Source organism: Aeribacillus sp. FSL M8-0235 (genome assembly GCF_038000355.1).
GTDB lineage: Bacteria > Bacillota > Bacilli > Bacillales > Aeribacillaceae > Aeribacillus > Aeribacillus composti.
Genome location: NZ_JBBOBW010000001.1, coordinates 53000 through 72817, shown reverse-complemented (window position 1 = coordinate 72817; position 19818 = coordinate 53000). Strand labels below are relative to the sequence as shown.

General features: G+C 39.4%; 19 protein-coding genes. 1 reads left to right on the top strand and 18 read right to left on the bottom strand.

What is annotated here, in order from left to right; translation table 11 throughout:
• Positions 1 to 70 precede the first annotated feature (70 nt).
• From NSQ71_RS00345 to tnpB, 4 genes are all read right to left on the bottom strand, one after another.
• Positions 71 to 334 (bottom strand): RNA-binding S4 domain-containing protein, encoded by a 264-nt coding sequence (locus tag NSQ71_RS00345; RefSeq protein ID WP_063387573.1) that lies wholly within the window; start codon positions 332 to 334, stop codon positions 71 to 73.
• On the bottom strand, positions 331 to 1809 hold the full coding sequence (gene mazG / locus NSQ71_RS00340) for a nucleoside triphosphate pyrophosphohydrolase (protein ID WP_094244841.1): 1479 nt from the start codon (positions 1807 to 1809) through the stop codon (positions 331 to 333). The genes NSQ71_RS00345 and mazG overlap by 4 nt, the downstream gene beginning before the upstream one ends.
• Positions 1802 to 3421 (bottom strand): putative polysaccharide biosynthesis protein, encoded by a 1620-nt coding sequence (locus tag NSQ71_RS00335; RefSeq protein ID WP_340732263.1) that lies wholly within the window; start codon positions 3419 to 3421, stop codon positions 1802 to 1804. Before NSQ71_RS00335 ends, mazG begins: the two co-directional genes overlap by 8 nt.
• 213 nt (positions 3422 to 3634) lie before the next feature.
• Positions 3635 to 4756, bottom strand: coding sequence for an IS200/IS605 family element RNA-guided endonuclease TnpB (tnpB, locus tag NSQ71_RS00330; protein WP_327864142.1), 1122 nt, complete (start codon positions 4754 to 4756; stop codon positions 3635 to 3637).
• An 88-nt stretch (positions 4757 to 4844) separates the two neighbouring features.
• On the opposite strand from tnpB, the gene NSQ71_RS00325 reads away from it, so the two are divergent.
• Entirely contained in the window at positions 4845 to 4982 is a 138-nt protein-coding gene (locus NSQ71_RS00325; protein WP_198318550.1) for a hypothetical protein, read from the top strand.
• 1261 nt (positions 4983 to 6243) lie between these two features.
• On the opposite strand, the gene spoVT is transcribed toward NSQ71_RS00325, so the two are convergent.
• The 14 genes from spoVT to yabG form a co-directional block, all read right to left on the bottom strand.
• On the bottom strand, positions 6244 to 6780 hold the full coding sequence (gene spoVT / locus NSQ71_RS00320; protein ID WP_063387575.1) for a stage V sporulation protein T: 537 nt from the start codon (positions 6778 to 6780) through the stop codon (positions 6244 to 6246).
• A gap of 190 nt (positions 6781 to 6970) precedes the next feature.
• Complete coding sequence (gene mfd / locus NSQ71_RS00315) at positions 6971 to 10498, bottom strand: transcription-repair coupling factor (RefSeq protein WP_340732258.1); 3528 nt, start codon at positions 10496 to 10498, stop codon at positions 6971 to 6973.
• 66 nt (positions 10499 to 10564) lie between these two features.
• A complete protein-coding gene (locus NSQ71_RS00310) occupies positions 10565 to 10792 on the bottom strand; it encodes an anti-sigma-F factor Fin family protein (RefSeq protein WP_063387577.1) in 228 nt (75 codons plus the stop codon).
• A 76-nt stretch (positions 10793 to 10868) separates the two neighbouring features.
• Positions 10869 to 11426, bottom strand: a complete 558-nt coding sequence (pth, locus tag NSQ71_RS00305) for an aminoacyl-tRNA hydrolase (protein WP_063387578.1) — start codon at positions 11424 to 11426, stop codon at positions 10869 to 10871.
• Positions 11427 to 11506: 80 nt separating this feature from the next.
• Positions 11507 to 12121, bottom strand: coding sequence for a 50S ribosomal protein L25/general stress protein Ctc (locus tag NSQ71_RS00300; protein ID WP_339193745.1), 615 nt, complete (start codon positions 12119 to 12121; stop codon positions 11507 to 11509).
• A gap of 190 nt (positions 12122 to 12311) precedes the next feature.
• A complete protein-coding gene (locus tag NSQ71_RS00295; RefSeq protein ID WP_063387580.1) occupies positions 12312 to 13268 on the bottom strand; it encodes a ribose-phosphate diphosphokinase in 957 nt (318 codons plus the stop codon).
• A gap of 19 nt (positions 13269 to 13287) precedes the next feature.
• A complete protein-coding gene (gene glmU, locus NSQ71_RS00290; RefSeq protein ID WP_066247215.1) occupies positions 13288 to 14667 on the bottom strand; it encodes a bifunctional UDP-N-acetylglucosamine diphosphorylase/glucosamine-1-phosphate N-acetyltransferase GlmU in 1380 nt (459 codons plus the stop codon).
• 662 nt (positions 14668 to 15329) lie between these two features.
• Complete coding sequence (spoVG, locus tag NSQ71_RS00285; RefSeq protein WP_063387582.1) at positions 15330 to 15623, bottom strand: septation regulator SpoVG; 294 nt, start codon at positions 15621 to 15623, stop codon at positions 15330 to 15332.
• 160 nt (positions 15624 to 15783) lie between these two features.
• Positions 15784 to 16158 (bottom strand): 2-iminobutanoate/2-iminopropanoate deaminase, encoded by a 375-nt coding sequence (gene ridA, locus NSQ71_RS00280; RefSeq protein WP_063387583.1) that lies wholly within the window; start codon positions 16156 to 16158, stop codon positions 15784 to 15786.
• 35 nt (positions 16159 to 16193) lie between these two features.
• A complete protein-coding gene (gene purR, locus NSQ71_RS00275) occupies positions 16194 to 17015 on the bottom strand; it encodes a pur operon repressor (RefSeq protein WP_063387584.1) in 822 nt (273 codons plus the stop codon).
• A gap of 56 nt (positions 17016 to 17071) precedes the next feature.
• Positions 17072 to 17941, bottom strand: coding sequence for a 4-(cytidine 5'-diphospho)-2-C-methyl-D-erythritol kinase (gene ispE, locus NSQ71_RS00270; RefSeq protein ID WP_063387585.1), 870 nt, complete (start codon positions 17939 to 17941; stop codon positions 17072 to 17074).
• Positions 17942 to 18090: 149 nt separating this feature from the next.
• Positions 18091 to 18279: a small, acid-soluble spore protein, alpha/beta type gene (locus NSQ71_RS00265; protein ID WP_063387586.1), complete on the bottom strand. Its 189-nt coding sequence runs from the start codon at positions 18277 to 18279 to the stop codon at positions 18091 to 18093.
• A 136-nt stretch (positions 18280 to 18415) separates the two neighbouring features.
• Entirely contained in the window at positions 18416 to 18682 is a 267-nt protein-coding gene (gene veg / locus NSQ71_RS00260; RefSeq protein WP_063387587.1) for a biofilm formation stimulator Veg, read from the bottom strand.
• Between the two features lie 189 nt (positions 18683 to 18871).
• Positions 18872 to 19768, bottom strand: coding sequence for a sporulation peptidase YabG (yabG, locus tag NSQ71_RS00255; protein WP_063387588.1), 897 nt, complete (start codon positions 19766 to 19768; stop codon positions 18872 to 18874).
• Between the last annotated feature and the right edge of the window lie 50 nt (positions 19769 to 19818).

Here is a 19818-nt window from a genome sequence, read left to right as displayed (position 1 = left end):
ACATTTTTATGTAAGATGTGCAGGGTTTAGAACAAGCCTTGTTGTTTCCTTGTACAATACAGGGAGCGTTTTATAAATCTGTCCTTTGTTCTTCCTTCAAAATGGTATAAAGATTTTTTGCCTCTTCCTTCTTTACTGTTTCATTTATAGATTCGATTTTTATTGTCACTACCTTATGTCCAAATTGAATGGACAGCTCGTCGCCAACCTTCACATTGGAGCTCGCTTTTGCTGGATGCCCGTTGATTGTCACTCTTCCTTGATCTGCCACTTCCTTGGCAAGCGTGCGTCTTTTCACCAGCCTCGATACTTTTAAAAATTTATCTAATCTCATGTCCGATCCCTCTCTTTCATTTTAGCCTCTTCCCAATATTGATCCATTTCTGCCAAAGACATACTTTTTAAATTTTTCCCAGCATCACGGGCCTTTTGTTCTATAAACCGAAATCTCCGCGAAAACTTTTCGTTTGTCATGACTAATGCTTCTTCAGGCTCAATTTCGTAAAATCTTCCAACATTAATAAGAGCAAACAGAATATCGCCGAACTCTTCTTTTGCTTTTTCCGTTCCGCCATCTCCATTATCGATTTCCTTTTTAAACTCCTGCAGTTCTTCTGACACCTTCTCCCAAGCATCCAGTACATCCGGCCAATCGAAACCGATTTTCGCCGCCTTTCTTTGATATTGATAAGCTTTTGACAGAGCTGGGAGCGCCTTTGAAACAGAATCTAACAGTGATTCGCTCTCATTCCTGTTTTCAGATTTTTTTGCTTCCTCCCAGCTCTTTACAGCTTCTTCTGCATTTTGTGCCTCGACATTGCCAAAAACATGGGGATGGCGGCGGATCATTTTATCTGTTAACATGCGAATCACATCATCAATGGTAAAAAATCCTTCGTCATCTCCAATTTGGGCATGAAGCACCACCTGAAGCAAAACGTCTCCGAGCTCTTCAATCATATGATCAATATCATTTTCATCAATAGCTTCAATCAGCTCGTAGCATTCTTCAATTAAGTACCGCTTTAATGATTGATGGGTTTGCTTTCGATCCCACGGACAGCCGTTTGGCCCGCGAAGTGTTCGAATGACGTTTCGCAACGCTGAAAAGCGATGATACAGCAATTGTTCATCCTTGACCGGCGGGATGTATAACGATGTTAAATTGCTCAGTTCTACACATCTATCCATTTCATATAATCGAACTTTTTTAATGTCCTCGTATTTGCTCCCTGCAGCCGTTACGAGGTAAACTTCATAATCGAACGGCAAGTCTTCCATTAACGTCAATTTCACATCCGATGCAATCATCTTGTCATAAACTTGGCAAATAATCAAATGCTGCCGAAAGGAAAGCTCTTCCCGCTTCATATCCTGCGCATCAATGAATTGCAAGCCTTCGACAGGATCGATGCGCAGAGCTTGAAACATTGCATCCAAAAACGATTGTCCGCCCTGTATCGACACATTTACTTTTCCTTGCTCCATTTCCTTCAGCAAAAGCTGAACGGTTTTTTCTGCAACAAGCGGATGTCCAGGTACCGCATATACGATATGCTGATATTTTTCTGCTTCCTCCAATAGTTTTTTTGCAATTTCCGCATAAACATCTTCAAATTGATCAAACATTTCATAAACGGAATCGAAAGACTGAAACGAGCCAATTTCGTCTTTAATTTCACTTAAAACAGGATGATCCTCTGTTCTTACAAATAGCGGCAGACTGGAGGTCAAAATTTTAAAAACCCCTAGCGGCAGCTGATCGACATCCCCCGCACCCAGGCCAACAATCGTAATTTGCTTATCCATTTTCCTTCCTCTCTTTCCATGCACTGATCAAACAAACCAGTTTATTTTTAAAAGGCAAGCTCTCTATTTCCTTCCCTGTAAAAATGGCTGATTGGATGATGAAAAACATATACACAGCCGCTCCGAAAACGACAGCTGTCAATGATTGAATGGAAGCGCTCATACGCGTTTCGTCTGATATAAAAAAATCAAATAGAAAAAAGTAAAGCTTGATCGATAAAAACATGACAACAGCAGAGCCAATCATTTTCCATACAGCCTTGAAAGAAGCTAACTTATATTTTTTCCGATTTAAAACCGCTAGATTCAACAAGCACACGACTCCATATCCGCAAACAGTCGCCAATGCCGCCCCGTATGTATGGAAAAACGGAATGAAGCATTCATTGAGTAAGATTTTCACGGCTACTCCGGCTAAAACAGATAAAGCCGGCCAGACGGTTTCATTGACTCCTTGCAAAATGCCGGCAGACGTTATCGCAACCGAGCTAAATAAAATCGAAATGCTGAACACCGATAATACGCCCGCCCCTTTTGTATCGGCAAACAGCATGAAATCAACTTGCTCGATGATGGAAATTAAACCTGCCGTAGCCCCGATGGCGACAATCAAACAAATTTTAAAAGATAAGGCGACATGCTGCTGAATATATTGAAATGCTTTATGCCGAAACGATGAAATAAGCGGAACAAGAGACAATGCAAGAGATGTAGCTGCAACCGTTCCTACCTGCAATAGCGGTTGTCCCCGATCATATATGCCTTTTGCTATTTTCGCTGCTTCAGGATCTGCACCGCTGTTGACCATCAGTTTATACAGCTGAAATGAATCTGCCAATTGCATAAAAATCATCAGCATGCTCGTCAAACAAAAGGTCACAGTATAAATCAGCAATTTGGTTAAGATCTTTTTCACAGATACAGCCGCTTCTTTCGATGATCGGGAAAGCGGTAACGGCACTCTTTTTTTCCAATATACAAGCAAAAGCATAAACGCCCCGATATACCCAATGAGGGAGCTAAAAATGGCGCCGGCAGCTGTTTCATAAAGATCGAATCCTTTATAAACGAAATAGCAAGTGATCGATAAAAAAGCACCGACCCGTATAGCTTGTTCAACGATTTGCGACAAAGATACCGGCAGCATTTCATGGCAGCTTTGAAAAACGCCTCTTAGCATTGAAATAAATGGAAAAAACAGAAACGAACATGCAGCCGCTTTTAATAAAAGCGCCAGTTTCGGATCACCCATCCAACGGGCAAGCTTGTCAGCTCCTAAAAACAAGCTCGTGAACGAAAACAGACTGATCAAAGCAAAAAAAGAAAAACAGACGACCAATATTTTCCGGATATTTTTAAAATTGCTGCCATCGCTATACTCATTCAGCAGCTTTGACAGAATAACCGGAAATCCCGTTGTCGATAAAACCATGACAATTGCTAAAAACGGATATATTTGCTGATAAATATAAAAACCGATATCCCCTACAATATTTTGATAAGGAACTCGGTAGATAGCACTTAATCCTTTCGTAATGATTCCAGCAGCCGTCAATAAAACCGCACCTTGCAAAAATTTGTTCGTTCTTGCTTGAGGCACATTTTGAATCACACGTTTACTCCTTCCAAAATTCATGCTTCATCTTTTTCCAGCATATTATAACATAATCTCGTCCACATTCGGCCGAAAGAGAATCTTTAGAGCGCTCGGCTAAACTTCACGGCTTTTAAGTTCAAATTCCGGCATAAGTTCCGTAATTGAACTACCACTAGGCTAAAGCCGTAGTGGATTCTTAGGTAGAAGGTTCTAATGAACCTTAATTTACTAAGCTATCCCCGTAGTCCCTACGGTTAGAAGCCTTATGGCTTCATTTTTGATATTGATACTTGCGTTAATATCTCGGTCATGATGGGTATGACAATTAGGACACTCCCATTCACGCAACGCAAGATTTTTAACGTCTTTGTTTTGGTAGCCACAACACGAACAAAGCTGACTAGATGGAAAATTTTTCGCCACCGTTACAACTTGCTTTCCGTACCATTTCGCTTTGTACTCTAACATCGTTCTAAATTGTGACCATGATACTTCACTAATCGCTTTGGCTAATTTATGGTTTTTCAACATATTAGATACCTGCAAATCTTCAATACCAATTGCATCGTGGTTTTTGATGATTTCGGTAGAGATTTTATGCAAGTAATCATTTCTAGTGTTTGTGATTTTTTCATGAATACGAGCCACTTTAATACGCTGCTTATTCCAATTTGAACCACCTTTCTTACGTCTTGAAAGAATACGTTGTGCTTTCGCTAGCTTATCTTCTAATTTACGAAACCATTTGGGATTGGTATATGTTATTCCGTCTGAAAGAATAGCAAAGTCCTTTAAACCAACATCTATGCCAACTGCCGAGTCAGTTTTAGGCAACTCTTGTACTTCTGTTTCAGTAAGGATTGAAACAAAATATTTACCAGTTGGATTACGTCTAACAGTCGCACTAAGAATACGACCTTCTACTTCTCGACTTTTGGCAAACTTAACAAGACCAAGTTTAGGTAGCTTAATTTTGTTATCTATAATGGCAATGTTTCCGTTTGTATATTTAGTCGTGTAAGATTGAACCTTATTCTTTTTGGACTTGAAGCGAGGTGCATCGTTTTGCTTCTTAAAGAAGCGAGAATAAGCATCAGCAAGGTTTTTGAGTGAAGATTGAATTGCAATACTGTCGACTTCTTTTAACCACACTAATTCCTTTTTTATTTGTGTTAATTGAGAAGAACAAGCGTTATAAGTCAATCCTTTACCTGTTTCTTTGTAAGCATCATTCCATTTTGCTAAAAAATGATTAAATACAAATCGACAGCAACCAAATGTTTTATTAATTAATATTTCTTGTTCTTTGTTTGGATAGATTCTAAATTTATATGCCTTATTTACCATCATTGATTTTCACCTCCTTTTAATATATACTATAAGTATATATGTAGTATTAGTATATGTCAATAGTATATACTTAAAAGGAGTGAAACCAATGGAACGTATAGCAAAGTTGATTAAATTTCCTGTCGATTTAGTAGTGCGGATTGAAGAATACAGGGAAAAACGCAATATCCCAACCTTTGCAGGTGCTGTTTATGAGCTAATACGCAAAGGCTTGGATAAGGAATGAAATATGTTTCCGAAATTAGGGCTTACATCCCCTAGCCTAAAGGCATAGGGGTTTTACGCCCATCATATAAAAAAATCCTAACACATACCCCATTTTTAACCTTCGTGGTTATCGCAAACCTAGAGACACCTTTCCTGAAAGGTTTATTTTCTGCTCCTTGCCACGCTCAATAAAATTTAACAGCGATGAAATGCCTGCTATCCTGTTGACTATTGTGAAGGGAATTGGCTGTCCGCCCTTCGAAGTGATGAGCTTTCTTGGCAAATTCATCGGCAGGATTTTAGAAAAATTCCCCAAAATAAGAAGGTGAATTAGAGGAACAAAAGGTTTTAGTCTGTTCCTAAAGAGGAAAAACAAAACTTCAACAAACCGTGTCGAAATATCATATAGATGAACTTTGAAAATGATGGAAATAAATCCATCCAACACAATCATGTTTTACGTTGTAGCTTTCCATCCGAAAGATGTTTTAAACAGGTAGCGCCGTCGTTCGTTAAATACGTGAAGAGTGGAAATAATCGAGTAGGAGGGAGCGATTAACTCCCGTCCTCTCACACCACCGTACGTACGGTTCCGTATACGGCGGTTCAATTAAGATAATTGACGCAAGTCTTTATAACTTCCGTGAATAGCTGTTCTCTTTATGCCAGTGGTCACTCCACCCTCCAAGAGATCTCCCACGGGATTCACCGCTTCCTCCCTCAAGTGAGGTACTACGTTTTCTGTGTTCATCATGACTCACTGAATGCCAAGGGCTATTCTCTCTTAATTGTTCGGTCCTTCTTAGTTGTTCTAGACCAACTAATACTATGACCTCTGCTGACTTCTGACTGTTCAGCTATCTATCACTAGATAGGTTACCAAGGTTACTTGGCGTGCCAGCCAGACCTCCCCGGGTAAGAGTGTAATCTTTCCTTCCATCCATCTGCTTCATTTACTCTGTATCACCTTCGGCAGAAAGGGCTTTGTTTTGTCTTGCAAACTCACCCAGTGATACCTAGCCTCATATGAAGTTCGTGTTCCGAGAGACCCAAAGTTTGCCGCTCGCTTCCTTCAGATTCCGCGTCACCACGGACACCCTTGCGTTAAGCTAACTGCTACTTCTGCCTTCGCAGCTCGGGACTTTCACCCTATAGATTACACCCATGCCGGGCGCACAAGAAGAGACCACAGAAACTGTTGTGAATTCTGTGGTCTCTTTTATTAACGTGGTGTTGGAGACAGTCTGCTTGTGGAAGAAGTAAAAAAGTAATTATTCCCTTTATTGTTCCATTTGTCTTGCCAAAAAACTAGCGGCTGTCTCAACTGCCTTACTTTCTACTTCTGTTAAAGGCTGCTCTTTCGAAAATATGACAACAGCCCCGATAGGATCACCGTTTGCAATGATCGGTCCAATGCAATAAGATTTTACTTGTTCTGTTACACCATCAGCGATTTCAATTTCTTCTTCTTCTGAAATGAAAACCGATTGCCGTTCATCCATCACCCGTTCCAGCAGCTCGCTTATATTTTTATTCAAATACTCTTTTTTCGAAACTCCGGAAACAGCAATAATAGCATCACGATCACATATGAGAACGGGGCTGTTTAAGCTATCGAATAACGCTTCAGCATATTCTTTCGCAAAATCACTCAATTCACTGATTGGGGAGTATTTTTTCAGTATTACTTCACCATCTCGGTCAACGAAAATTTCTAATGGGTCGCCTTCACGGATACGCAATGTTCTTCGAATTTCTTTAGGAATGACTACACGGCCTAAATCATCAATCCGTCGAACGATACCAGTTGCTTTCATCTTATGCTGCCTCACTTTCATCTAAAGATTAGTAAAGTAGCGATTGCCCTTTTTCCATTTTTGGAACAATCACCATCGTTGAAATTAGTATCCTTCACTAACCACGTAATATACATGATGAAAGCGAATTTTTTCCAAACACTGCTTAAAAACCCATTGCCAGCATTTCCATTTTAACCCTGTTTCAATATTAGCCGGCAGAAACTTCTTCTTTCTTTGCGTCTTTTAAGCCTGCCAACAGCTTCATTAAAATAGACAGCCATTTTTCAGTTTCTAAATTATGAATTTGCAATGTTAATTTCAGCCTTTTCCCTTCCATGCCAAACCCGACTATGCGACCGAATTCATCCGTTAGCTCGAACAATTTTTGTCCGTCAAAGGAGCTGCTTGCTTCCTCTGAAATAAGAATCGTGATAAGATCTTTCGTTTGTTTAATGACTTCGACTTTTTCTTGCCGTGCATATAACTTTAGCTTCGCTACTTTAAACAAAAAGTCTACTTCCTTTGGATACTCGCCAAATCTGTCCAATAATTCTTCATGCAGTTCCTGTAAATCATCAAACGTTTCGATGCCTCTAAACCTTTTGTACATGTCAATCTTTTGTTTTCCATCATCAATGTAAGACTGCGGAATGTAGGCATCTAATTCAAGCTCAATTTCAACTTCCCTTTTTGTCTCTTTTGGCCGTTCACCTTTCCGTTGTTCGATCGCTTCCTTCAGCATTTGGGAATATAAATCAAAACCTACCGAATCAATGAAGCCATGCTGTTGAGGACCTAACAAATTACCGGCTCCCCGAATGGCCAAATCACGCATCGCAATTTTAAAACCTGAACCTAATTCAGTAAATTCTTTAATGGCCTGCAATCGTTTTTCAGCAACTTCTGATAAAACTTTGTCCTTCCGGTAAGTAAAATATGCGTAAGCGACACGATTGGAACGACCGACACGCCCGCGCAATTGATAGAGCTGAGAAAGCCCCATTTTATCGGCGTCATAAACAATCAATGTATTTACATTCGGAATGTCCACACCTGTTTCAATAATAGTTGTGCTGACAAGCACGTCATATTGGCCATCCAAAAAGTTTAATATTACCGATTCAAGCTCATTTTCAGACATTTTTCCATGTGCAAAGGTTACTCTTGCATCTGGAACAAGCATAGAGATTTCATTGGCTTTCCGGTCGATATCCTCAACCCGGTTATATAAAACGTATACTTGACCTCCTCGCGCTAATTCACGTTCGATCGCTTCTTTCACAAGCATTGGGTTATATTCCGCTACATATGTTTGAACAGGAAAGCGATTTTCTGGAGGAGTTTCAATAATTGATAGATCACGCACGCCGATCATGGACATGTGGAGTGTTCTTGGAATCGGAGTTGCCGTTAAAGTTAACACATCAATGTTTGCTTTCATTTGTTTTATTTTTTCTTTATGTGTAACTCCAAATCGCTGCTCCTCATCAATAATCAACAAGCCTAAATCTTTAAATTGAACATCTTTGGAAAGCAAACGATGTGTTCCAATGACTAAATCGATCGTTCCATTTTTCAAGCCTTTAATCGTTTCATTCTGCTCTTTTCTCGTCCGGAAGCGGCTTAATACACCAATGTTAATTGGGTAATCTTGAAAACGATCCCTGATCGTTTCGTAATGCTGCTGCGCTAAAATGGTTGTCGGAACAAGAAAGGCAACTTGTTTTTGATCCATAATCGCTTTGAAGGCAGCCCGAATCGCCACCTCGGTTTTCCCATATCCGACATCTCCGCAAAGAAGTCGATCCATCGGCCGCTCCCGTTCCATATCCTTTTTCACCTCTTGAATGGAACGAAGCTGATCTTCTGTTTCTTTATAAGGGAATGTTGCTTCAAACTCCCTTTGCATTTCCGAATCAGGGCTGAACGCATAGCCTTTGCTTGCTTCCCGCTCAGCATACAGTTTAATTAAATCGTCAGCAATATCTTGAACAGACGATTCCACTTTTTTCTTGACTCTTTTCCATTCGTTTCCGCCTAATTTGTAAATTTTCGGCTCTTTTCCTTCTGTGCCCACATATTTTTGAACTTGATCAATTTGTTCAACTGGAACATACAGTTTGTCATTTCCTTGGTAACGAATGTGCAGATAGTCTTTGTGTATACCGTTAATTTCTAAAGTTTCAATTCCAAGATATTTTCCAATCCCATGATTAACATGTACGACATAATCTCCCACTTCAAGCTCAGAATAGCTTTTAATTCTTTCTGCATTTGAAAGCTTCTGCCTTTGCTGTCTTCGTTTAACCCTCTTTTTGAAAAGTTCTTCTTCCGTTATGACCGCAAGTCGTCCTAAAGGAAGTTCAAAGCCTGTCTGTAAATCTCCTTTTAAAATGTGCAGCCCCTTTGACAGAATGTGGTTTGAATCAGAAATGACCGCTTCAATCTCATAGTCTCTAAGCACCCGTTCAAGTCTTTTGGTCCGTTCATCATTTGCACCGAGAAAAACTACGGTGTAATTTGCCTTGATCCAGCGATCAACTTCTGATTTCAACAAGTGCATTTGTCCATGGAAATTTTGCATCTGCTTGCAAGACACGTTCATCAAATTTTGCGGGTTTGTATAGGGGACGTGCCGCAAAAACAGTGATAAATAAACAATTGGATAAGATGTGTCACGTATAAGCTGGTAGTATTTATGGGACACTTTCGCATCATGGACAATTTTCCCTTGTTCCAGTAAAGAAGTAAACCATTCTCCTTCTTCATTCTCAAGATGATCAACCATTTCATGCACACGGCTTACTTCATCAATGACAATAACTGTATCCGCAGGGAAATAATCTAGCAAACTAGCAGGTTTGTCATAAAAGAATGAAAAATATTTAAAGAACTCCTGATCCTTCTGCCTATTTTGCAATTTTTCCAGATCATAGCGGATATTTTCTATAAATAAATTTTTGTGCTCATCTTTTTTCAATTTCTTTAAGCTGTTTGATAAAGCCGTTTCTAACTGCTTCATTCCTTTTTCATAATGGCTGTCCGTTAAAATGATTTCCTCTGCCGGTCCGATTGTCACTTCTTGAATCATTTCAATCGATCTTTGGTCTTCAAGACTGAACGTTCGGATTGAATCTACTTCCGTATCAAATAGTTCGATGCGAATAGGATGTTCCTCCGTTAAAGGATAAATATCAATAATTCCACCGCGCACGCTGAATTCCCCAGGAGCAGACACCATGGAAACACGTTCATATCCCATTGAGTGAAGATGCGGAAGGTTCTCGTTTAATTCAAATGTTCCTCCAACAGAAATAGAAAGCTGATGGCTTTTCCATAACTCTTTCAGTGGGAGCATTCGTCTTAATGCAGCAACAGGGGCTACAACGATGCTTTTTTCACCTTTACATAAACGATTCAACACTTCCATCCTTTGTGCTTTTAGCTCTGGACTTGCGACTGCGATCTCAGATGCGATCAATTCATTTACAGGATACAAATAGACGGAATCGCCTAGTAAATTATTTAAATCTTCATAAATGATCTGAGCTTGATAAAGGTTATGAGTCACAACCAGCATCGGTTGTTTGATATCTTTGTAAAAAGCGGAAATAAATACAGACCTTGCTGAGCCAGAAAGTCCGGCTACCATTTGTTCTTTCAAACCTTCTTTTATACCGTCTACAACTGCTTGAAAGTCGTTTTGCGCATAAAAAAATTGATACAGGCTTTCCAATCTCCAGCCTCCTCTCGACAAATATAAAAATGCTTTGGAAATTTTGAAATCAAGTTTCCAAAGCTTTTACTGTATAAAATTTTCATATTGATGAAAATCGGGATTTCGCTCTAGCGCCTCCTGACAATCTTCACAAATACTTTTGACATGAATATCACCGTTTGGAAGATACTCGATCATTTCTTTCCGCTCTTCATTCGTTAAATGATGAAATCCTAAATCGACGCTAAAAACAGATTTTTCAATGCTACCAATTTTGACGCCGCAATGGCGGCAATAATAATGAAGCGGCATCCTCCAACCTCCTGCACTTGTGGAATGAAAGGTTTTATGATTATTATGAACGGCAGGAGCCATTTTTATACGTTTGTTAATTGTATTCGTTCATGACTTCTAAGAATGGCGTGTGTATCCATTTTTCACATGCACTAGCCGATCGATCAACGGAATGTTGAATATGGTGCATTTCTTCTTCTGTAAATTTTCCTAATACATAGTCGACGATATCCATCGCGTGTTTCGGACGGCCAATCCCAATTCGAATCCGTTTAAAATCTTCCGAACCTAAATGCTGAATGATAGATTTCATTCCGTTGTGACCACCAGCACTCCCTTTCATTCTAAGGCGAATCTTGCCTACAGGCAAATCTAAATCGTCATATATTACAACCAACTGTTCAGTTGGGACATTGTAATAATTCAGTAAAGGACGAATGCATTCACCCGATAAATTCATAAATGTAAGCGGTTTTATCAATAATATCTTTTCATTTGAAAAATGACCGATACCGTATATCCCGTTAAATTTGCTTTCATTTAAAGATATGTTTAAACGCTTTGATAATTCATCAATTACCATAAACCCAACGTTATGTCTAGTTTGTTCATATTTTTTTCCAGGATTGCCAAGCCCTGCTATTACTTTCATGAAATGTCCCCCAATTTTTTATGATAGTGAGATGACAATTAATAGCATAAAAGACGTAACCAAAATAGGTTACGCCTAATTTATTCTTCTACAGCTCCGTCTTCCTTCTCTTCACTTTTTTGCTCATCAGCCGTATCCAAGTCTTCATTTTCCGGCGGCAGGATGGTTGCCACAACCGTTTCAGGCTCATCTAAAATTTTAAACTGTCCATCTGTTTGAATATCTTGTACATGGATTGTATCATCTATTTCTAAGTTTGTTACATCGACTTCAATCGTCGAAGGAATATGAGCAGGTTTCGCTCTCACTTCCACCTCATGTGTTGTCTGCTGCAGCACACCGCCCTCTCTTACTCCTTTTGCTTCTCCAATTAAGACAATTGGTACTTCGATATCTACTTCATCATCCATATCGACAACATAAAAATCCGCATGTATAATCGTGTTTTTCATTGGGTCATGCTGCAGTTCGTACAGGAGGGCTTGATGGTTTTCGCCGTCAAGCTGAATGTTCAACATCGCATTGCGCCCTTGTTCGCGCAAAATTTTTAACAATTCCGATTCGCTCACTAAAATCGCTTTGTTCTCTTGTTTTTTTCCGTAAATTACGGCAGGAATTTGTCCTTGCTTTCTAGCTTTTCTTCTTGACGAATTGGTAAATGATTTTCTTTCTTTTGCATGTATGACTGCTGTCATGGTAATCCCCTTTCTTTCAGACTTTTTTTCTAATAACTCAATTCGAAAAAAGCCTTCTTACTACTATTGGTTTCCCATCATCACAAAGTCTAAACATGCTAATGAAAGAAATAATCAACTCACAACTCGCAAAGAAGATCCCTATAATATTATAATCTGCTAAAATCGTTTAAAAGTCAAAGACAAAATATTAGTCAAAAAGCACGCTGACCGATTGTTTTTCATGAACACGGATGATCGCTTCACTTAGCAATGGAGCGACAGAAAGCTGAATCAGCTTTTCAATTTTTTTCTCTTCCGGCAAAGCGATTGAATTCGTTACGACTAACTCTTTAATCTTCGAGTTTTGAATTCGTTCTATCGCAGGTCCAGACAACACCGGGTGTGTACAGCAGGCATAAACTTCCCTTGCTCCATGCTCTACTAGAGCATTTGCCGCAAGCGTAATCGTTCCTGCTGTATCGATGATATCATCAATTAAAATGGCTGTTTTGCCTTCGACATTCCCAACAATGTTCATAACTTCAACCATATTTGGCTTAGGACGGCGCTTATCGATTATGGCAATTGGCGCCTTCAGCCGATCTGCCATTTTTCGTGTTCTCGTCACACCGCCATGATCAGGAGAAACAATGACAATATCATCAAAGCGTTTTTCCAAGAAATAATCTGCTAAAATCGGCACTCCCATTAAGTGATCGATAGGAATGTCAAAGAAACCTTGGATTTGCGGCGCATGCAAATCAAGAGTAATCATCCTTGTCGCGCCTGCAGTTTCCAATAAATTCGCAACAAGCTTAGCAGTAATAGGTTCTCTTGCACGTGCTTTCCGATCCTGCCGCGCATAACCATAGTATGGCATAACAATATTAATGGTTTTGGCAGATGCACGTTTAAGCGCATCAATCATAATGAGCAATTCCATTAAATGCTCATTGACTGGATCACTTGTCGATTGGATCACGTATACATCGCAGCCGCGAATGCTTTCTTCAATATTAATTTGAATCTCCCCGTCACTAAATCTCGTAACCGAACTTTTTCCCAAATCGACTCCTACTATATCCGCGATCTCCCTGGCAAGGGCTGCGTTTGAGTTTAAAGAAAAGATTTTTAAATTTTCGTCTTTATAACGATTTTTTGTCATTGTAAAGGGACCCTCCAAATTACGATTTTTTACCATTCATTTTTTCGATGACGTATCTCTCTTTATTCACTTGACGAGCCCTTGCGATCGATAATGCGCTGCCAGGGACGTCATCTGTAATAGTTGATCCGGCTGCTACATATGCTCCTTCGCCAATCGTAACCGGCGCAATAAGGTTTGAATTACATCCAATAAAGGCTCCGTCTTCGATTTTCGTTAAATATTTATTTTTCCCGTCATAGTTAACTGTTATCGAACCGCAGCCAAGATTCACCCCATTCCCAACTTCTGCATCTCCAATATAGCTTAAATGGGATGCTTTCGATTCTTTTCCAATTTTAGATTTTTTGACTTCGACAAAATTCCCAATTTTTACTCCATCGTCAATAACGGAGGCTGGGCGAATGTGTGCGAACGGACCGATGTTAACCTGATTTCCGATCTGACTGTCATGAACAACAGAATGACGGATGTTCGTATTATGGCCAATTTGGCAATCTTTAATTTCGGAGTTGGGACCGATTTCACATTCCTCTCCGATGACCGTTTTACCGATAATGACTGTACCCGGATAAATGACAGTATCTTGTCCGATCTCTGCATCTGCTGATATATATGTATTATCAGGATCGACAATTGTAACTCCGTTTTTCATATGCTTTTGATTGATTCGCCTTTTCATAATAAGCTCCGCTTGCGAAAGCGCTATGCGGTCGTTTACCCCTAACGTTTCTTCAAAAGAATCTGTTTGAAACGCTGAAATGATTTCGCCTTTTTCCTTCAAAATCTCAATTACATCCGGCAAATAATATTCGCCTTGCGCATTGTCATTATTGACATGCTTTAAAGCTTCAAATAAGGAAGCGTTATCAAAGCAATAAGTTCCCGTATTAATTTCTGTCACAAGACGTTCACTTTCTGTAGCATCTTTATGCTCAACTATTTTTTCAACCAGCCCTTCTTCATTGCGGATCACTCGTCCATATCCAGTCGGATCATCCGCTTCTGCTGTCAGAATGGTGGCTTTTGCTTTCGTTTCCAGATGATGCTTTAACAATTTTTCAAACGTCTCGCTGGTGATCAGCGGCGTATCGCCACAAACAACAATTGTCGTTCCTTCTTTCCCCTCAAGATATTGAGCCGCCTGCAAAACAGCGTGAGCAGTTCCAAGCTGCTGCTCCTGCAAAACATACAATGTCTGTTCGCCGAGCTCTGATTTTACTTTTTCCGCACCATGACCGACGACGGTAATGATTTCGTCAACTTGAAGCTTGGAAACATTGTCTATCACATGCTGTACCATAGGTTTACCGCAAACAGGATGCAGCACTTTATAGAGCTTTGATTTCATTCTTGTTCCTTGCCCGGCTGCTAAGATGACTGCAAAACATTTCTCCATTTATAGGCCTCCAATACCCTTTTTATCCATAAAAATCTTATCTTAAATAATGTTCTATTTCAAGAAATCTTGTGTGATTCCGTAAATTTCCGTTTCACTCTATTTTTCTCGAAAAAGGTACAGAAATAGGATAGGAATTTTATTAAAAATCTACGAGGAAGCCCTAAATTTTATGCTTCTTCCCTCTTCTCTAAAGGCCGGTTTTGATACTTTGACGAAAAAACAAGAAGGAAAAGAACACCTGATTGGAGGCCTTAACACAAAAAAAATTAATTTCAGCAGAACAATATTGCCTAAAGTTTTTTTGATTTATTCGATTGCTTCCTTTCGATGAACCAGATTTTCTGACAGTGGCTGAACGTAGAAGGTTATACTTGGATGCATTGTTGTTCAACGAAGTTGATTTACGATTTACAGCTCTGCATTTCTTCGTTTTTTCAAATGCCGATGTATGAACATTAATTTTTGAAACAAATACCATTTCCTATACAACCATCAGACTTGATGATCAATAGCTGCATAACAATTGAGTATGTAAGAAAAACAAAGGAGGCCATCTATTCTTTTGCAAACGTTTACTAAATCGTATTAGTGAACAGATCCTTTAAAAAAGAAAGGGTCTTAAGCTGAATGCTTTAAGCCCCTTCTTTTACATCATATTTTTATGAAGCCCCTGCTTCTTCATATTCAAAATCTTCCGTCTCACCTAAACGGTGATATTCAGCTAGAACAGCGTCTTGAATTTTACCGCGAGTATTTGAATTAATAGGATGTGCAATGTCTCGAAACTCTCCATCCGGTGTACGTTTACTAGGCATTGCTACAAAAAGGCCGTTATTTCCGTCAATTACACGTATATCGTGGACGACAAATTCATTATCCAATGTTATGGACGCAATCGCTCTCATCCGACCTTCTGTATTGACGCGGCGCAATCTTACATCTGTCACTTCCATCCTGTTCACCACCTTTTTCTTCGCAAAAACTTTAGTAACCATAATTCAACAATTCAACGGATTTTTAAATTTTCCTTCTTTTCACACAAAAAATTTTTGGGAAAAATAAAAAAATAAAAAAGGATCCGATTCGCAAAACGGATCCTGAACAATCAACCTTTTATTTAACTAAAGCAATCACTTCAATTTCAACGAGGACATCTTTCGGAAGTCTTGCAACTTCCACACATGACCGAGCAGGCTTATGCGTTTGAAAATATTCCCCATATACTTCATTAAAAGCAGCGAAATCGTTCATATCTTTTAAAAATGCGGTTACTTTGACGACAGTTTCCAACGAAGCGCCTGCTTCTTCCAATACACCCTTTAAATTCGCGAAAACTTGGTGAGTCTGTTCTTTAATATCTCCTTGTACCAAGTTTCCTTCAGGGGTTAAAGGAATTTGTCCAGAGCTATAAAACATGTTATTCACAATAATTCCTTGAGAGTATGGTCCGATTGCAGCCGGAGCCTTTTTTGTTGAAACGACTTTCATTTTGAAACACTCCCTTACGATTCATTATTTTTATGCTAGAGGAAATCGAAATAATTTCCTTTACTAACTTGTATGGATCGTTCCTTTTCATTCATATCGGAAAGTTTTAAAATGGAAATATATTCATTTACAAGCCGTTCATCCACGCTTTCTGATTCCACAAGAACCCCAATTCCTGAAACATTTGCGCCAAATTCAGACAGCATGCTGATCATGCCGTTGATCGTTCCTCCGGCCTTCATAAAGTCGTCAACAATTAACACATTCGATCCTTCTTTTAAGCTCCTCTTTGCAAGCGTCATAGTTTGGATTCTTTTCGAAGAGCCTGAAACATAATTAATGCTTACCATCGGCCCTTCTGTCACTTTATTGTCACGGCGAACGATGACAAAGGGAACATCCAAATAGCTGGCAACTGCATAAGCAATTGGGATTCCTTTCGTAGCTACAGTCATGACGACATCAATTGTACGATTCGCAAAAACCGAAGCAAATAAACGCCCGATTTGATTCATCATTTTTGGATTTCCCAGTAAATCTGTTAAATATAAATAACCTCCAGGCAAAAGCCGGCTGGGGTCTGAGACTTTCTCGCACAGTCTTTGAATAATTCCATTTGCTTCGTCCCTCGTCACCTTCGGAATAAATTTGACACCGCCAGCTGCGCCTGGGGTTGTGATTAAAGTTCCGATCCCTTGTTGCTCAAAGGTTTGCTTTATGATCACTAAATCCTCGCTAATGGAGGATTTAGCTGATTCGTACCGTTCAGAGAAAAAAGTTAATGGGATGAGCGCATGTGGATGATGAAGCAAATAGTGTGTCATATCGACAAGTCTCCCACTGCGTCTAAATTTCATAGACGAACCTCCAAATTCCGAATGTTTTTAAAGTAAATATAACTTAATATTCGCATTTAATCAAGGGCTATCCGATCCCCAAGCATTCTGACTGCATACACTTGATCGCAAAATCCCCTCAAGCCGTTATAAACACGATGAAGCCTCGACTCGTGTTGAACAAGTCCATATACTGTCGGTCCGCTTCCGCTCATTAAAACAGCATCAGCTCCAAAACGTTTCATTTGTTCTTTAATCAAAGCAACTTCCGGATACATCTTCATTGTGACCGACTCAAGGACATTTCCAAGCTTCGCACAGATTTCTTGATAATTTTGATCCTTTATCGCTTTGACCATTCCACTAACATCAGGATGCTCAATGTCATTTATCTTTAAATGTCGGTAAATTTCAGCAGTGGACACACCGATATCAGGCTTCGCCAACACGACCCAGCAATGCGGAGGAGGATCAATCAGCTCAATTTTTTCGCCTCTTCCGGTCGCCACAGCTGTGCCTCCGTAAACACAAAAAGAAACATCTGAACCAATTTCTGCTCCAAGTTTCGCAAGATCATCAAGGGAAAGATCCAAATTCCATAGTTTATTTAATCCCCTTAACGTTGCTGCTGCATCACTGCTCCCTCCTGCAAGGCCCGCAGCAACAGGGATGCACTTTGAAATCGTGATTGCCACACCCTTTTGAATCCCGAAACGGTCCTTTAAAAGCTGTGCCGCTTGGTAAGCTAAATTCCGATCATCATCTGGCACAAATCGATTATGCGATATGATACGTATTTTATTTTCATCAAGAAGCTTCAGCTCGATTCGATCAGCTAGATCTATGGTCGTCATGACCATATTCACTTCATGGTATCCGTCAGATCTTTTATGTAAAACATCTAAAGATAAATTAATTTTTGCCGGAGCTTTTTCCAATACTCGCAAATACATTCACCTACTTTTTCGTTCTGACAAAATGTATTCACATTGTACCATAAATAGGGATATAATAGCATAATTCGACAAAATCCGTCCATTGAAAACACAAAAAAATGCCGGCCCAAACTATGAGCCGGCCACCCGAATGTCTGCTTTTAAAAAGTTTTGCCGTTTTGCTTAGCCAATTGCTCTTCTGCAATCTCGATCGCCCGTTTTACCATGTTTCCGGCATCACGAGCCCGAATGGCTCCCCATCCTTCATTTTTGACCGTTTCATAAAAGCCCAATTCCTTAGCCAATTCATACTTAAAGCTTTCTGACATAATGCCTCGGCGTCTAGCCATTCTTTGACTCCCCCTTAAATAAAAACAGACATTCCCGCGGATTTTATCCGCTTACTGTTAGTTTCAAGCGAAAAGCTTGATTTATGCTTTTAAAAAAATGCCAGAGAAAAAAATAAAAGCAGCAAACAAATTTCGTTTACTGCCCGCCCATTGCAACATTGTTGTTTTCATCTATAAAAGTAATTTGGACTGTTTCCGTTAACACATCTGCATAGCTGTATGAAACGCGTTCAAAAGCATTTTCTTCCTGGTCAAGTTCAATCACAAAAACCGATGGATACGTCTCGGCTAAAACGCCTGAACGTTCAATTGTTTTTCTACGTCCGCCATTCGCTTTTAATGTTAATCGACGACCTAGATTAGAATCGAGAGCTTGTTTAATATCGGATAACGTTTTTGCCATTGGAACCACCTCACAAAGTTCATTATACACAGAATTGACTAATAAGTCAAATAAATTTTTTATTATAACAGCCTTTAAACATCTGTGTCAACGTTTTCTTTTCAACAAATTTCTCTAATACTTGTCATAGTTTTCCCGTTTTTGCAAAAATTATATGGATTTATCCAAAAAAAAAAGCAGTCCAAACGTTTATTCGTTTTGACCTGCTTCCTCAATATATCGGTTAAATGGTAAACCTGACCGCATGACGCCCTTTGTTTCAATGCCTCCTAATCCTTTTTCCCGCGACAAGGTGTTTCGAAGTACATCCCAAACATTAATTCGTTCAACAAAAGGAGTAAAGCTGATTTTAGAAACAATATACACAGGATCTAAAGCATGAATGTTCACTCTTGACGGTGAACTTGCAAAATTGGCCCCAGCTCTTATTAATGACTCAAAATGAGATTGGCATGCACCGGCAAAAATAATCAGCTGATCAAGCCCGGGAATTTTTTTCCGTGCCTTCCTGACCGTTTTAATAAAATCCTTCGAGTGTCGGTAAGCATTCAAATCCAATATTGTCCCTTTATGCTTCGAATAAGAATCATGTCCAGTAATGACTAGTATATCCGGCCGATATTTTTCTAAAAGCTCATCAATATGATCAGCCATTTCGTTTTCTTTTAAATGTATGCCGTGAACAGGAACACCAATTTTTTCGTATAAATTTAAGCATTTTTCCAAATAATTGGGGTCGCCATCTACATGTAATACTCTGCCTGGAATATGAAAACATTCATTTTGATATTCAAATTCGGACGAAGCGTAAAATTCTTGTTTTTCACGAGATAGATCATAATCTTGTTTCAGGAGGTAAAGCGTATTTTCTATTTTTTCCCTTTCTTGTTTTTCACGTATTTTTTGTTCTTCTTTATTCATGATGACTAAGTCGTCATACGGGGCATCAGCAATTAAACGGACGTCCTGTCCTGAAATAAGGGCAATCAGACGGCCAGTATGATCCTTTTTTATTTCTAAAATCCGAAAAAGCAAATCGCACTGATAAGACTTTCTGGCCACTATCATCCCCGGCTTTATTAGCATAATGTTCACTCCGAACGGGAATAGTTTTCTTTTCTTCTTTAACGTATGTC